Genomic DNA, 14,881 nt, shown 5'->3' on the forward strand with positions numbered 1-14,881 from the left:
GTAAATATTCGACGGTTGTCAGGTCCCGGTCTGACCAGTTGGTCGGTAAGGGCGATGCTTGAGCGGTTGGCAGGCGGGAATTTTTTTCGCTTATCATCCGCGCCTTGATTGGCGAGGTGATGCATGGATAAACCGGGACTGACCACCGACGCAGCCGGGCAGACGCACTGCACCTGGCGCACGGCCGCCGCCGAATACCCGCGTTACCACGACAGCGAGTGGGGCGTGCCGGTCGCAGACGATATCCAGCTGTACGAGAAGATTTGCCTGGAAGGCTTTCAGGCGGGTATGGCGTGGATCACCATTTTGCGCAAGCGCGAGCAGTTTCGCGCAGCGTTCGAAGGCTTTGATTTTCGCCACGTTGCGCACTACGGCGAGGCCGATATCGAGCGGCTGATGAACGACCCAGGCATCGTGCGCAACCGCGCGAAGATCGTCTCCGCCATCAACAACGCGCGCAGGGCCTGTGAGCTGGTGGACGAAACCGGTTCACTGGCGCGCTGGTTGTGGGCGTTTGAACCCACGCCAGAGGAACGCCCGGCGGTGGTGGACATGGCTTACTGGACCGGCAACCCGACGTCACCGGCGTCGATGCGTTTGTCCAAAGCCTTGAAGAAGCGTGGCTGGACCTTTGTTGGCCCAACCACGATGTACGCGCTGATGCAGGCGATGGGGATGGTTAATGATCATCTGGAGGGCTGTGTTTGCCGACCGCGCATAGAGGCGCTACGGCAAGAGTTTAAGCGTCCTTGAGCTAATGAGGGCGCTTGCTCCCGCTGGATTGCGAGCGGTTACACGATTTTTTAGGGGCGCTTCGCACCCCAGCGCAAGCAAGCTTGCTCGCCACAGTAAGCTTGCTGGCCACAGTAAGCCCGCTCCCACAGGGTTTTTGTGGGGGCTGCAAGGTCAGGTCAGGACAGGAAGCCACCGTCCACATTCAATGACACACCGGTGGTGTAGCTGGAGGCGTCACTGGCCAGGAACAGCACCGCACCGGCCATCTCGCTCGGGTCGGCCACGCGCTTGAGCGGGATCTGCGCCAGGGCCATCTTCAGGATCGAGTCGTTCTTGACCAGCGCCGAGGCGAATTTGGTGTCGGTCAGGCCCGGCAGCAGGGCGTTGCAACGGATGCCGAATGCGGCGCACTCCTTGGCAAACACCTTGGTCATGTTGATCACGGCGGCCTTGGTCACCGAGTAGATGCCCTGGAATACTCCTGGGGAGATGCCGTTGATCGAGGCCACGTTGATAATGCTGCCGCCGCCGTTGTCGCGCATCAGCTTGCCGGCTTCCACGGACATGAAGAAGTAGCCGCGAATATTCACGTCAACGGTCTTCTGGAACGCGCCCAGGTCGGTGTCCAGCACGTTGCAGAATTGCGGGTTGGTCGCGGCATTGTTGACCAGGATATCCAGGCGCCCGAACTGCTCACGGATGCCGGCGAATACCTGGGTAATCTGCTCCATTTCGCCAATATGGCAAGCCACGGCAGTGGCTTTGCCGCCGGCGGCGATGATTGCGTCGGCCACGTGCTGGCAGCCTTCGAGTTTGCGGCTGGAGACGATCACATGCGCGCCTTGCTGGGCCAGCAGCTTGGCGATGGCTTCACCAATGCCACGGCTGGCGCCGGAAACAAATGCGATCTTGCCGTCAAGGTCGAACAGATGGGTCTTGGACATGCTGGGTTCCTTGCTCTTGTAGTCAGAGGGCTGATTTAGCGATGACATTCAGGCTCATTTGCTCCAGCAGCTTGTTCATATGGATGAACTGCGCAAAGCGTTTGTCCTGGGTCTGGCCGTGGAAAAAGCGGTAGTAGATCTGCTGCACAATGCCGGCCAGGCGGAACAGGCCGTAGGTGTAGTAGAAGTCGAAATTGTCGATCTGGATGCCCGCACGCTCGGCGTAGTAATCCACAAACTGGCGGCGCGTGAGCATGCCGGGCGCGTTGCTCGGCTGGCGGCGCATCAGTTGCACGGGCGCAGGGTCTGCGGCTTCGATCCAGTAGGCGAGGGTATTGCCCAGGTCCATCAGCGGGTCGCCCAACGTGGTCAGTTCCCAGTCCAGTACGCCGATGATCTGCATCGGGTTGTGCGGGTCGAGGATCACGTTGTCGAAGCGGTAATCGTTGTGCACGATGCTGGAAGTCGGGTGGTCGGCCGGCATCTTGTCGTTGAGCCACGCGCGCACCTTTTCCCAGCTGGGTGCGTCGGGTGTCAGGGCTTTTTCGTAGCGGTCGCTCCAGCCGCGGATCTGGCGTTCTACATAACCTTCGGGCTTGCCCAGGTCGGCCAGGCCGCAGGCGGCGTAATCGACTTGGTGCAGTTCGACGAACTTGTCGATAAAGCTTTTGCACAGCGCCTCGGTCTTGGCCGCGTCCAGGCCCAGTTCGGCCGGCAGGTCGGAGCGCAGGATGATGCCGTTGACGCGCTCCATCACATAGAACTCGGCGCCGATCACCGACTCATCAAGGCAGTGCATATAGGCTTTGGGGCAATACGGGAAGCCGTCCTTGAGCTGGTTGAGAATGCGGTACTCGCGGCCCATGTCGTGGGCGGACTTGGCCTTGTGGCCAAACGGCGGGCGGCGCAGCACGAATTCCTGGCCGGGGTATTCCAGCAGGTACGTCAGGTTGGATGCGCCACCGGGGAATTGGCTGATTTTGACCGGCCCGGCAAGGCCCGGAATATGCGCCTTGAGGTAGGGATCGATGAGGCTGGCATCAAGTTCTTCGCCGGGGCGAATCTGGGTCGATTGGTCGTTAAGCGCCATGCTTATCCCTTCTGCTTATTCTAAAGGCCTTGGACTATTGGCTAATCTAATGCGCACCGCCGCCCATCGACAAGGTCGGGGCGGCTTAATAGGTTAGCGTGTTGCACGATGATCAGCGGGCCTGATGTGCTCAAATCACCAGCATGGCCCGGCCACCGGGGTTGCAGGACAGGTTGGCACCGATTTCGACTTTTGCCAGGTCGATGCCAAGGCCGGCGAGCAGGTTGTTGACGATGGGGTCGAGCAGCGGGCCGAGCAGCCCGGCAATCAAGCCGCCCAGGGTGGTGAGCAAGCCGTTGACCACGCCCGTGACCAGGCCCAGCACCGCGCCCAACAAGCTGGCCATTTTGGGCGGGTGGTTGATCAGTTGGATGCCGGTGAGTGTGTCCTTGAGGCTACTGACCGCGTTCGAGCTGGCGAATGCGTAATAGAGCGGTTGCTGGTTGATCGCGGGCGGATCGGTGTAGGTGTGCGCCCGCGCGGTTTTCAGCACGTCACTGTCGATTCGGATGCCCAGGCCGCCCGCCGCAAAGGCTTGCCTGTCGCCACACACGCCCGTGCCGCGCTTGCAGGTTTTAGTGCCGATATCCACCACCGGGTACTCGTCCACCTTGAGTGTTTCTGTGGACGAGTACAGATTCTTGGGGTCAACCTGGCCAATCATCGCGCGCAATGCCGAGGTTTCGCCGAGTACCGACAACGACTTGTTGCCGCTGTCGCAACTGTAGCCAGTGACCCTGGCGCTGCCGCCAGCGGCTTCGAGGGCAATGTCGAGGGTGTCGCCGATTTGCAGGCTGGCGACCAGGCAACAATTGGGGTCGAGCAAGCCAAACAGGCCGCCCAACAGGTCACTGAGCGCTTGCACCACGCCACCCAGCAGGTTGTTGACCAGCGTGACGATCGGCAGTTTGACCGAGATCAAGGTGCGCACTTGGGCGGTGCGCACATAGATGGGCTGCTTGGCGATATCTTTCGGGTTACCGATGCTGGAAACCTGCCCGGGCTCGATCACTTTGGTCGACACGGTCACGCCGAGCAGGCCCAGTACATCCACCGGCAACTCCACGGCAACTGCGCTGGCCTTGTTCGACAGCTGCACAAAGCCCTGGATCAGGTTGAACAGTTGCAGGTTCACATCCAGCGCACTTTTGTCGGTGCCGTTCTGGATGTTGATCAGGTCGCCCAGGTGCAGGATCTGCGTGCCCGGCGCAATCAGCTTGATGGCTTCCAGGTTGTTGATCACCACTTTGACCGCATCACCGCCCAGCTTGAGCACATCAATGGCTGCCTGGATCAGTTGGCCGACAGTGGCGTCGGTCTTGAGCAGTTGGTCGTAGTTACCGGCGCTGACTTTCAATTGGATGGCCAGCGCATCCAGGTACTTGAGCAAGCTGATATCGGTATTGAGCAAGCCGTTCCAGCCTACTGCGTCCAACTGCAACTTGCCTCCCAGCAGGCCGCCGATCAAGGCGTTGAGGGCGACGGACTTGGTGCTGTCCACTGTCAATAAGGTGCTGCGAACCGTCAGCTGGGCAACCGTGGGCGTTGGCGCGGCGGCGACAGCGGTGGCGCTCAGCAGTGTTGTCAGGTTGACGGGCTGGCGCGAGAACAGCGTGAGCAAGCCATGGGCGAGGCTGGTGTGTACGCGATGGGTAGCAATCACCCGGATAGCATCGGTTTTGCTCGGGTCGGCGCTGAACGTGCGCATAAAGTCCGCGCCGGTGGCCAGGGTGCCGCAGGCGGTCGCCAGCGTGCGATTGTCGTCAAGGCTAAAGTTGTTGCGCGCCGCGCTTTCGGTCGCAAACTGCGCAGCATTGTTAGTGGGCGCCGCGCATTTGCCGCTGCGGCTCACCGCTTCCAGCGCGGCCGTATCGGCCACGCGCTGCAATTTGCGCTTCTCCAGGTACAGGCGACCGCTGTCGACCACCAGCAGCAGAAACAGCAGCGCAATACCGAGGGTTACCGCGCCTATCAGGCCGATGGCGCCGCGTTGGCGCGCCGGGCCGAGTCCATGGCCAATCATTGTGCGTTCCTTCGCCGGTCCTGCACCGACGTCCTGAGCTTCCCCGCAAGCAGTGTAGTCAGGTTTTGCGTCAGCGCTGGCTAATCGCTACTAGGTGCGTGGCGGCAGGGTAACCGGCGTGAGCACCGGGCGGCCGGCGAAGTATTCCACCAGGTTATCGGCCACACGTTGCACGGTGTCGTGGGCCGCTTCCGGCGACAGGCCCGCCACATGTGAAGTGAGTACGGTATTGCTCAGGCGCTTAAGGGCCTCGGGCACTTTCGGCTCATCGTCGAACACATCCAGCGCCGCACCGCCGATACGCCGTTGCTCCAGCGCAGCCACCAGGTCGGCGGTCACTACCACGCTGCCGCGTCCGATGTTGACCAGGTAACCGTTCGGCCCCAAGGCGTCCAAGGCATGGCGATCAATCAGGTGACGGGTGCTGGCCCCGCCGGGTGTGGCCAGGATCAGGAAGTCCGAGGTGCGCGCCAGCTCTACGGCGGTTGCGCAGTAGGTGTAGTCCACATCATCGCGAGGCTGGCGGTTGTGGTAACTCACCTCCATGCCAAAGCCGAGGCTGGCACGTTTGGCAATCTCCATGCCCACTGCGCCGAGGCCGAGGATCCCCAGTTGCTTGCCGCCCAGGGAAGGGCGCATCACTTTCGGCCATTCACCGCGCCGCACTGCCGCATCGGTCTGGGGAATGCCGCGTACCAGCGACAGCAGCAACGCCATGGCGTGGTCAGCCACTGACGGCGCATTCACGCCGGCGCCGTTGGTGACCACGATCCCGCGATTGCTCGCCGCCTGCAGGTCCACGTGCTCATAGCCGGCGCCGATTACGCAGATGATCTCCAGCAGCGGCAGTGCCGCGATTTCCTCGGCATACAGCCCCAGCGGGCCACGGGTGAGTACCGCCTTGATCTGCGCGCCGTGGGCTTTGATCGCTTGGGCACGTTCGGCCGGTGTGGGCGCCAGAATCACATGAAAGTCGTTGCTCTCGATGATTTGCAGGTATTCATTGATGGTTTCAACCAGGACCAGAACAGTGGTGGACATCGGAAGGCTCTTCCTGAAGGGTTTGATAGGAGGAGTATGCGGGATTTGTAAGACGGAACGATTTGTTCAATCAGAAAAAATCCCGCACGGGCGCGGCTAGAACTCGACGTCCTGGGCTTTCACCCGCTTCACAAATGCCCCCGCCAAGGTTGCATTGTGATGCTCGATGATCGCCTTGGCCGGCAACGTCGGAGTGTCCATGCAGGTATGGCCGTCTTCGGGCAGTACCACCGAAAACCCAAGCTCCACCGCCACTCGGCACGTGGCGTCGATGCAAAACTGGGTTTTCATGCCGACCACCACCAATTCATCCACCTGCGCTGCCGCCAGTTGTTGCGCCAGCTCAGTGCCCAGGAAGCAACTTGGGTGGGTTTTGTTGAACAGGCGGTCGCGGGCTTCGTCCACGTCGAGACCGTGCCACAGTTGCCAGTGTGGGCTGCCAGCCGCAATCGGCGACCCCGTCGGGCCAGTATGGCGGGCCACGAAGATAGGGGCGTTGGCCTGGCGGGCACGCTGGATAAGCTGGTTGATGGTGCCGAGCACGCGTTCGCGCTCGAAGGGCTGTTCCGGCCCATCGTATAAACCGGTTTGCATATCGATGATCAACAGGGCGTTTGCCATGGTCTTGCTCCTTGCAGTGGCCAGCGGGCGGGGCAATAAAAAGGCCCCGTCCATTGCTGGCGGGGCCTTGGGGTGTTTCTGGGTGTTTTTAGCTTACGCACCCACAGCCACCGCACGACCCGCCATAAGCGGTCGTGGTGGTGGTGCGGGTGAGGCGGCGCTGAATCAGGTTCATGGCCCGATCATGCTGGGGCGGATGCGTGGCTGTCAACGGCGCTGTCCGAACTCTGCTCTTGCAGTAGGGTGTTTCTTGCAGCTTCGAGGAATTCATCTGACAAGCTGCTGCCGCGTGTGGCACGGGCGAGGGTGACGGCACCAATCATCATTGCGTACTTGGCGAGCATGGCCTGACGGTCTTCATCCTGAAGCTGCGCAAAAACCTCCAGTGACTGTTCAACGCCGTCGATAAAGGTGTGTTGCAACGCTGTGTCGGCGGGCTCATGGCACATGTCCGGGGTGAAGGCCGAAATGGGGCAGCCGTCGCCAGGATTGTCACGGTGGTGGGTGGATAAATACGGACGCAGGATGGCCTCACGGGCAGCATGCACATCATCACTGCGGCTGATTTTTTCCTGCCAGCCCAGGTTCGCTTGTTCGAACGCCTTTTGGCACGCCTCAGTGGCCAGTGCTTCCTTGGACGCGAAGTGCCCATAGAAACCGCCGTGGGTCAGGCCAGCCGCAGCCATCACGTCCGACAGGCTGATACCGTGCAACCCGCGCTCGCGAAACAGGTGCGTGGCCGCCTCCACAATGATTTCGCGGTTGAGTTCGGCTTGTTTACGGGAGACGCGAGGCATGGCGGGGCTCTCAGGATGCAGGCGGATACTGACTGAAAAGTACAGTAACGGGACCGATTCGAAAATAGATTTGTTGTGGAATGTATTCTCCGCGCGATGCCGCAGATTTCTCAAGCGGCAGCCGCCACACTGCCATTATTGGGCGGGGTCCGCCTGCCGCGCCTGGATTTGCTCTGCCTGCGCGATCGGCCGGAAATCATAGGTAGGATAAAATTCCGTTGTGTATGCGCCCCAGGCAGTGCGCTCTATCGCCAGATTGACCTCTGCCAGGCGCGAAGCCGGCAGGCGTAGCACAACGATCTGTCCGATACCCATGGTTACATTCCAACTGACCACTTCAACCCCGGCTGGAGGAAATGCCTTGTGAAACGCTTGCTTGGCCAATTGTGTCTTCAATTCGCTCAAGGGCCGCGACTGATCATGTTTGAGAAACACCGTTAACATAATGGCGTTATCAGGGGTGGCAGCCACAGTGTTTACGCTGGAGGAAGCGGTGGTGTTGGCAGTGGCTGCTCCGGGCAACAGCGCAATACTCAACAGCACAGGTATTAACAGTGACAGGAGGGCGTTGAATGGGTTCATCTTGAGCACCTTGCAGGCTATGAATTTACAGGTCGTAGTGTCTGGCGTGAGTGTTCATTAGTTCGACAGTGCAGTTTTTATCGGCCCGATATAAGGCGCATGCACGACATAAATTCGAACAAGAGGGTTGTTGGCAACCATGTCGCGAGGTACTTCACGAGAGTAGGTGAACTCGTTCTTGTCGAGTTTTTCCAGGCGCCTGACCACGGTTTTGACCTGGCCCACATCGGGCACCAGAATATGGGTGTTCTTGTCGCCGGTGACCAGGAAGTAGCCGCCACCGCCATCGGCGTATTTTGAAAGCCCGGTGTCCGCGTAGAAGAACTCATAGCGGTTGCGCTGCGGGTCCCACATTGATATGCCCACCACACCGGGGTAGTTGGCCTTGACGTCCTTGTCTGGCGCACCCTCGATATAGACTTTGGTGGTCAGCCATTGCGGGGAAGAGGCCAGCGCCTGCACATCCCGGTCAGGTTCGGTTGCCGTTGCGTAACTTTCGCTGGATTTAAATAAGCCGATTAGAAACAGGCCGGTTAATACAATACTGAGCGTTCTCATTCTTGAACTCCTGAGGCTGTTGACAAAGAGTCTGGCATGTTTTTTTTGTGCGAGGGGCGGGACGATCTTAGTTTGTGCTCTGGCGGCGGCTCAATAGTTATGTATGGTCCTGTAACAGTTAAGAGTCTATTTCAGTGGAAATGTAATTTAGATGTAGGGTGTGTCTGTTTTTAATGTCGGACACTTCTTTTAAGTTGTTTTTTAAACGGGTTGGGGCGACTCCATAACCTGCCGAAGCCTCTGAAAACTGCCGTCCGCACCCCTCCTTGAGCGGCTGCACCGCTCAACCATTCCTCAGCTAAGTCTTTGCTTATTCGAGAGAATCCCGGACAATCCGGCCCCTTCTATGGTCGAGGCGCTGCCTGTCAGGTTTTTCTGACTCGCCCCGGCCGTGTAAATGCGGAGATCCGACCGGATGAATGATCAGGCCAATAGCGTCGACGAACGCTATGCAACGACACCTGCAACCCTCACAAGCTGGAGCCGCCAGGACACCACCTGGATGCTCGGCCTGTTCGGCACCGCCATTGGCGCCGGTACTTTGTTTTTGCCGATCAACGCGGGCCTGGGCGGCTTCTGGCCCCTGGTGATCCTGGCATTGCTGGCGTTCCCGATGACGTTCTTCGCTCACCGTGGCCTGACGCGTTTCGTGCTGTCCGGCCGTGCCGGCTCCGACATCACCGACGTGGTCGAAGAGCATTTCGGCCTCAAGGCCGGTGCGCTGATCACCTTGCTGTATTTCTTCGCCATCTTCCCGATCCTGCTGATCTACAGCGTGGCCCTGACCAATACGGTCAGCAGTTTCATGGAGCACCAACTGCACATCATGCCGCCTCCACGCGCGATCCTGGCCTTTGTGTTGATCCTCGGCCTGCTGGCCGTGGTGCGTTGCGGTGAGCAAGTGATCGTCAAGGCCATGAGCCTGATGGTGTATCCGTTCATCGTCGCCTTGCTGTTCCTGGCGGTGTACCTGATCCCGCACTGGACCGGCGGCATCCTCAGCACCGTCAGCGAAGTCCCGGCGCCCTCCGTGCTGCTCAATACCCTGTGGCTGGCGATTCCGGTGATGGTGTTCTCATTCAACCATTCGCCGATCATCTCGGCCTTCGCGGTTGACCAGAAACGCCAGTACGGCGCCAACGCCGATGCGCGCAGCTCGCAGATCCTGTGCCGTGCGCATCTGTTGATGGTGGCAATGGTGCTGTTCTTCGTGTTCAGCTGCGTACTGACCCTGTCGCCAGCACAACTGGCTGAAGCGAAAGCGCAGAACCTGTCGATCCTGTCGTACCTGGCTAACCACTTCGACAACCCGACCATCGCCTTTGCCGCGCCGTTGATTGCGTTCGTGGCGATTGCCAAGTCGTTCCTGGGCCACTACATCGGCGCCAGCGAAGGGCTCAAGGGGCTGGTGCTAAAAACCGGTCGTCGCCCGGCTGCCAAGTCCCTGGACCGCATGACCGCCGCCTTCATGCTGGTAGTGTGCTGGCTCGTTGCCACGCTTAACCCGAGCATCCTCAGCATGATCGAAACCCTCGGCGGCCCGATCATCGCCTCGATCCTGTTCCTGATGCCGATGTACGCCATCCGCAAAGTACCGGCCATGGCCAAGTACCGTGGGCAGGCGTCGAATGTGTTTGTGACGGCAGTAGGCTTGGTGGCGATTACGGCGTTGGTGTATTCGCTGGTTGCTTGAGCCTTGATGCGGTCTGTATGACTGCACAGGTTTAAAAATGTGGGAGCTGGCTTGCCTGCGATAGCGGTGGTTCTATCACTGTATTTGGTGACTGATCCACCGCTATCGCAGGCAAGCCAGCTCCCACAGTTGTTTGTATTGCAGGCATAAAAAAACGCCGCGCATCTTGCGATGCGCGGCGTTCTTTAAATCACCACATCTTAGGCTTGAATCACCGGGATGTTGGCGCTTGCTGCGATCTTGCGGAACTCGGCGATCTGGTCGAAGTTCAGGTAGCGGTAAACGTCACTGGCCATGGTGTCCAGTTTCGCTGCATAACCCATGTACTCTTCGACGGTCGGCAGGCGACCCAGAGTGGAGGCGACTGCCGCCAGTTCTGCCGAGGCCAGGTAGACGTTCGCGCCATCACCCAGACGGTTCGGGAAGTTACGCGTCGAAGTCGACACAACCGTCGAGTTCGGCTCTACACGTGCCTGGTTGCCCATGCACAGCGAGCAGCCCGGCATTTCCATGCGCGCGCCAGCCTTGCCGTAGATACCGTAGTAGCCTTCTTCGGTCAGTTGGTGAGCGTCCATCTTGGTCGGCGGCGACAGCCACAGACGGGTTGGCAGCTGACCCTTGACCTGCTCCAGCAGCTTACCGGCCGCGCGGAAGTGACCGATGTTGGTCATGCACGAACCGATGAACACTTCGTCGATCTTCTCGCCGGCAACACTGGACAACAGACGGGCGTCGTCCGGGTCGTTCGGTGCGCAGAGGATCGGCTCGTTGATTTCGGCCAGGTCGATCTCGATGATTTCGGCGTATTCGGCGTCGGCATCGGCTTCCATCAGCTGCGGGTTGGCAACCCAGGCTTCCATCGCTTGGGCGCGACGTTCCAGGGTACGTGCATCGCCGTAGCCTTCGCCGATCATCCAGCGCAGCAGGGTGATGTTGGAGTTCAGGTACTCGGTGACCGAATCCTTGGACAGCTTGATGGTGCAACCGGCAGCCGAACGTTCAGCCGAGGCGTCGGACAGCTCGAAAGCTTGTTCCAGCGTCAGGTCGTTCAGGCCTTCGATTTCCAGGATGCGGCCGGAGAAGGCGTTCTTCTTGCCTTTCTTCTCTACGGTCAGCAGGCCAGCCTGGATCGCGTAGTAAGGAATGGCATGAACCAGGTCACGCAGGGTGATGCCAGGTTTCATTTTGCCTTTGAAGCGCACCAGGATCGATTCCGGCATGTCCAGTGGCATTACGCCAGTGGCTGCGGCGAACGCGACCAGACCGGAACCGGCCGGGAACGAGATGCCCATCGGGAAACGGGTGTGGGAGTCACCACCGGTGCCGACGGTATCCGGCAGTAGCATACGGTTCAGCCAGCTGTGGATGATGCCGTCGCCTGGACGCAGCGAAACACCGCCACGGGTCATGATGAAGTCGGGCAGGGTGTGGTGGGTGGTCACGTCGATCGGCTTGGGGTAAGCCGCGGTATGGCAGAACGACTGCATTACCAGATCGGTCGAGAAGCCCAGGCACGCCAGGTCTTTCAGTTCGTCACGGGTCATAGGACCGGTGGTGTCCTGAGAACCCACGGTGGTCATCTTCGGCTCGCAGTAGGTGCCAGGACGAACGCCTTTGCCTTCTGGCAGACCGCAAGCCTTGCCGACCATTTTCTGTGCCAGGGTGAAACCCTTGCCGGTGTCGACAGGCGCTTCTGGCAGTTTGAACAGGTCGGTAGGGCCCAGGCCCAGTTCAGCGCGCGCCTTGTCGGTCAGGCCGCGACCGATGATCAGCGGGATACGGCCGCCGGCGCGAACTTCGTCCAGCAGAACCGGGGTCTTCATTTCGAAGGTGGTCAGGACTTCGTCGGTGCCGTGTTTGCAGACTTTGCCAGCATGCGGGTACAGGTCGATCACGTCGCCCATGTTCATGTTGGTAACGTCGAATTCGATTGGCAGTGCGCCGGCATCTTCCATGGTGTTGTAGAAGATTGGAGCGATCTTGCTGCCGAAGCAGAAGCCGCCGGCGCGCTTGTTCGGCACGTTAGGAACGTCGTCGCCGAAGAACCACAGTACCGAGTTGGTTGCCGATTTACGCGACGAACCAGTACCCACCACGTCGCCGACGTAGGCGATCGGGAAACCTTGGCCGCGCATCTCTTCGATCTGCTTCATCGGGCCGGTTTTGCCTTGCTCGTCCGGCACGATGCCTTCGCGTGCCATTTTCAGCATGGCCAGGGCGTGCAGCGGGATGTCAGGGCGGGACCAGGCGTCCGGGGCAGGGGACAGGTCGTCGGTGTTGGTTTCGCCGGTGACCTTGAAGACGCGCAAGCTGATCTTGTCGGCCAGGGTTGGGCGGTTGCGGAACCACTCGCCGTCAGCCCAGGACTGGATCACGCCTTTGGCGTGCTCGTTGCCGTTCTTGGCTTTTTCGGCCACGTCGTGGAACGCATCGAACATCAGCAGGGTGTGCTTGAGTTGGGCGGCTGCGACAGGGGCCAGCTCGGCATCGTCCAGCAGCTCGACCAACGTCACGATGTTGTAGCCGCCTTGCATGGTGCCAAGCAGTTCAACAGCGCGTTTCTTGTCGATCAGGGGAGAAGTGACTTCGCCTTTGGCCAGGGCGGACAGGAAGCCGGCCTTGACGTAAGCAGCCTCGTCAACGCCTGGTGGAATGCGGTTGGTGATCAGGTCAACGAGAAATTCTTCTTCGCCAGCCGGAGGATTCTTCAGCAGCTCGACCAGGCCTGCGGTTTGTTCGGCGTTAAGCGGCTGGGGAACGATACCCAGTGCTGCGCGCTCTTCGATATGTTTGCGGTAGGCTTCAAGCACAGTTATTACCCTCATCAGTGGTCCCACGGGACGCTCATCCAGAAATGAACGGCACGCATGCGCTCGGGGGCTTTTTGGGCCGCAAAGCCAGCGCTGCCGGCATTCCTCACAGAAGCTGCTTTCAAAGTTTTACGCCTGCAGAACGGAGCTGATGAGGGTTGGCGCGGGCTCTGACCTACCGGGTCGAACCTGCGCCAACACCGTTCTGAAGGAACGACTGTGCTCGTGACGCTTTGAAAACAGCTTCCAGCGGATTATTGGCGCCTTACAAGGCCGGGTGATTCTACGGCAAAAAAAATCTAAAGGTAAGTTACCTAACCAAGTTTGCTGGGTGATCAACCTTAGACAAAGGGCTAACATGGTGCACCGTTTCGCTGATTTGTGTGCCTTGCCCATGTCCAACCAAGCCATCAAGACCCCCTGCGTTGGCCTGTGCTCCACGGTATACGGCGATCTCGTGTGCCGCGGTTGCAAGCGTTTTCACCATGAGGTGATCCAGTGGAATGGCTACAACGAAGAACAAAAACGTGCGGTATGGCTGCGTTTGGAGCAACTGTTGGTGCAGGTGATGGCCGGCAAACTGGAAGTCTTCGACCCCAAGCTGCTGCGCGCGCAGCTTGAGCAGCGCAAGATTCGCTTTGTGCCACACCAGTCCGAGTACTGCTGGGCGTACCAGTTGATCGCCCGAGGCGCGCGGGTGATTTCCAACCTCGAAGCCTATGGCATGGTGCTGCTGCCGGAGTTTCGCGGCTGGGCACTCCCGGATCTGCGGGATGCCATCGATCGTGAGTTCTTTATCTTGTCCGAGGCGCATTACCAGCGCTATATCGCGCCGGGGTTCCTGAAGGACGCACTGGGCCACTGACCGCAGAGGTCAATGTGGGAGCTGGCTTGCCTGCGATGGCGGTAGATCAGCCAAGGGTGTTTTGACTGAAAGGTCGCTATCGCAGGCAAGCCAGCTCCCACATTTGATCTCCATGGTCTGAGGAGGCTATGTCAGGTCAGGCCTTGGTAGCCAGTTCCTGCAGATGATCCATCAACTCCTGCGGCTTGAGCACCAGCACATCACCTTCCACCGCATCCAGCACCACCTCCGCCGTATTGCCAATCAGCGCTCCGGAAATTCCTGTCCGCGCCACCGTGCCGATAATGGTCACCGCCGCCTGCAAGCTGTGCGCGGCATGGGGAATCAACACATCCGCCGGGCCTTCCTCGATATGCAGGTGGGTGTCGTCGATATCAAACTCAGCCTGGAACGCCTTGCACTGCTCGCGATAGCGCGCCTCGATGGTTTCCTTGAGCTGGAAGGTCGGGTCTGCCGCCGATAGCATCGGCGACGGGTGGGCACTGATCACGTGCAGTTGCGCCTTGGCCAAGCGGGCTATGTCGAAGCCATGGTCGATGATGGTGTTGTGCAGCGCCTGGTGCTCGCTGTCGTTGTTGCCCACATCAATCGCCGCCAGCACCACCTTGCCGGCCCAGGGCGTCGAAGTTTTCACCAGCAGCACCGGAGTAGGGCAGTAGCGCAGCAGTTTCCAGTCTGCCGGCGTCAGCAGAGCCTTTTTCAAAGGGCTGTCTGGAAAGTGCTGCTTGATCACCAGGCCGCAGCCTTCGGCCTGCTGCACGTCGATGATGGTTTCATGCAGGCTGTCATTCCACGCCTGCTCGGTGGTCACGCTGTAGCCGTCCTCCTGCAGGCCGGACTTGAGCAGGCTCAACAGCGCCGAATGCTCGTGCTTTTTGTCGCATACCAGCAAATGCAGGTGTGCGCCGGTGACCCCGGCAATCAGCTTGGCACGCTTGAGGGCCAGGCTTTCTGAATGCTCAGGTTCGATAACCACCAGGATGCTGCGGATGGCTTGCATGGTCGGGGTCTCCAAAGGGTGGGCCTGGAACAACTATAGTTGCTGCCTGCCAGACGTCATGTTGATGCACATCAAGGCGCGCGACTGGTGGTCTGCGGCGGGGTCGGTATAATCGCCGGCCT

The 14,881-nt window shown here is 59.8% G+C and carries 13 protein-coding genes; 3 read left to right on the forward strand and 10 right to left on the reverse strand.

What is annotated here, in order from left to right; all coding sequences use genetic code 11:
* Nucleotides 1–123: 123 nt before the first annotated feature.
* Entirely contained in the window at nt 124–753 is a 630-nt protein-coding gene (locus K0H48_RS12400; protein WP_219267673.1) for a DNA-3-methyladenine glycosylase I, read from the forward strand.
* Nucleotides 754–911: 158 nt separating this feature from the next.
* Here the strand turns inward: K0H48_RS12400 and K0H48_RS12405 are convergent, their stop codons facing one another.
* From K0H48_RS12405 to K0H48_RS12440, 8 genes are all read right to left on the reverse strand, one after another.
* Nucleotides 912–1,679, reverse strand: a complete 768-nt coding sequence (locus K0H48_RS12405; protein ID WP_056860254.1) for an SDR family oxidoreductase — start codon at nt 1,677–1,679, stop codon at nt 912–914.
* 22 nt (nt 1,680–1,701) lie between these two features.
* Nucleotides 1,702–2,769, reverse strand: coding sequence for a phosphotransferase family protein (locus K0H48_RS12410; RefSeq protein WP_219267674.1), 1,068 nt, complete (start codon nt 2,767–2,769; stop codon nt 1,702–1,704).
* 130 nt (nt 2,770–2,899) lie between these two features.
* Nucleotides 2,900–4,792, reverse strand: a complete 1,893-nt coding sequence (locus K0H48_RS12415) for a pilus assembly protein TadG-related protein (protein WP_219267675.1) — start codon at nt 4,790–4,792, stop codon at nt 2,900–2,902.
* 90 nt (nt 4,793–4,882) lie between these two features.
* Nucleotides 4,883–5,833 (reverse strand): 2-hydroxyacid dehydrogenase, encoded by a 951-nt coding sequence (locus K0H48_RS12420; protein ID WP_219267676.1) that lies wholly within the window; start codon nt 5,831–5,833, stop codon nt 4,883–4,885.
* Between the two features lie 96 nt (nt 5,834–5,929).
* Nucleotides 5,930–6,454: a cysteine hydrolase family protein gene (locus K0H48_RS12425; RefSeq protein WP_219267677.1), complete on the reverse strand. Its 525-nt coding sequence runs from the start codon at nt 6,452–6,454 to the stop codon at nt 5,930–5,932.
* Nucleotides 6,455–6,636: 182 nt separating this feature from the next.
* The gene (locus K0H48_RS12430) at nt 6,637–7,251 is read right to left on the reverse strand and encodes a TetR/AcrR family transcriptional regulator (protein WP_219267678.1); all 615 of its coding nucleotides are present in this window, start codon (nt 7,249–7,251) and stop codon (nt 6,637–6,639) included.
* 135 nt (nt 7,252–7,386) lie between these two features.
* A complete protein-coding gene (locus K0H48_RS12435; protein WP_219267679.1) occupies nt 7,387–7,833 on the reverse strand; it encodes a hypothetical protein in 447 nt (148 codons plus the stop codon).
* Between the two features lie 57 nt (nt 7,834–7,890).
* Nucleotides 7,891–8,391 (reverse strand): DUF4822 domain-containing protein, encoded by a 501-nt coding sequence (locus tag K0H48_RS12440; RefSeq protein ID WP_219267680.1) that lies wholly within the window; start codon nt 8,389–8,391, stop codon nt 7,891–7,893.
* 415 nt (nt 8,392–8,806) lie between these two features.
* Between K0H48_RS12440 and K0H48_RS12445 the strand changes: the two genes are divergently transcribed.
* Nucleotides 8,807–10,084, forward strand: coding sequence for a serine/threonine transporter (locus K0H48_RS12445; RefSeq protein ID WP_219267681.1), 1,278 nt, complete (start codon nt 8,807–8,809; stop codon nt 10,082–10,084).
* Nucleotides 10,085–10,284: 200 nt separating this feature from the next.
* On the opposite strand, the gene acnB is transcribed toward K0H48_RS12445, so the two are convergent.
* Nucleotides 10,285–12,894, reverse strand: coding sequence for a bifunctional aconitate hydratase 2/2-methylisocitrate dehydratase (gene acnB / locus K0H48_RS12450; protein ID WP_219267959.1), 2,610 nt, complete (start codon nt 12,892–12,894; stop codon nt 10,285–10,287).
* Nucleotides 12,895–13,288: 394 nt separating this feature from the next.
* On the opposite strand from acnB, the gene K0H48_RS12455 reads away from it, so the two are divergent.
* Nucleotides 13,289–13,759: a DUF1289 domain-containing protein gene (locus tag K0H48_RS12455; RefSeq protein WP_219267682.1), complete on the forward strand. Its 471-nt coding sequence runs from the start codon at nt 13,289–13,291 to the stop codon at nt 13,757–13,759.
* Between the two features lie 136 nt (nt 13,760–13,895).
* Here the strand turns inward: K0H48_RS12455 and K0H48_RS12460 are convergent, their stop codons facing one another.
* Complete coding sequence (locus K0H48_RS12460; RefSeq protein WP_219267683.1) at nt 13,896–14,759, reverse strand: universal stress protein; 864 nt, start codon at nt 14,757–14,759, stop codon at nt 13,896–13,898.
* Between the last annotated feature and the right edge of the window lie 122 nt (nt 14,760–14,881).

This window comes from Pseudomonas sp. Xaverov 259 (assembly GCF_019352915.1).
GTDB lineage: Bacteria > Pseudomonadota > Gammaproteobacteria > Pseudomonadales > Pseudomonadaceae > Aquipseudomonas.

Bases quoted from the DNA above. Each gene is read 5' to 3' on its own strand.
- K0H48_RS12425 (WP_219267677.1), bottom strand. From the start codon at position 6,454: ATGGCAAACGCCCTGTTGATCATCGATATGCAAACCGGTTTATACGAT.
- K0H48_RS12400 (WP_219267673.1), top strand. From the start codon at position 124: ATGGATAAACCGGGACTGACCACCGACGCAGCCGGGCAGACGCACTGC.
- K0H48_RS12410 (WP_219267674.1), bottom strand. From the start codon at position 2,769: ATGGCGCTTAACGACCAATCGACCCAGATTCGCCCCGGCGAAGAACTT.
- K0H48_RS12435 (WP_219267679.1), bottom strand. From the start codon at position 7,833: ATGAACCCATTCAACGCCCTCCTGTCACTGTTAATACCTGTGCTGTTG.
- K0H48_RS12420 (WP_219267676.1), bottom strand. From the start codon at position 5,833: ATGTCCACCACTGTTCTGGTCCTGGTTGAAACCATCAATGAATACCTG.
- K0H48_RS12440 (WP_219267680.1), bottom strand. From the start codon at position 8,391: ATGAGAACGCTCAGTATTGTATTAACCGGCCTGTTTCTAATCGGCTTA.
- K0H48_RS12460 (WP_219267683.1), bottom strand. From the start codon at position 14,759: ATGCAAGCCATCCGCAGCATCCTGGTGGTTATCGAACCTGAGCATTCA.
- K0H48_RS12415 (WP_219267675.1), bottom strand. From the start codon at position 4,792: ATGATTGGCCATGGACTCGGCCCGGCGCGCCAACGCGGCGCCATCGGC.
- K0H48_RS12455 (WP_219267682.1), top strand. From the start codon at position 13,289: ATGTCCAACCAAGCCATCAAGACCCCCTGCGTTGGCCTGTGCTCCACG.
- K0H48_RS12445 (WP_219267681.1), top strand. From the start codon at position 8,807: ATGAATGATCAGGCCAATAGCGTCGACGAACGCTATGCAACGACACCT.
- K0H48_RS12430 (WP_219267678.1), bottom strand. From the start codon at position 7,251: ATGCCTCGCGTCTCCCGTAAACAAGCCGAACTCAACCGCGAAATCATT.
- K0H48_RS12405 (WP_056860254.1), bottom strand. From the start codon at position 1,679: ATGTCCAAGACCCATCTGTTCGACCTTGACGGCAAGATCGCATTTGTT.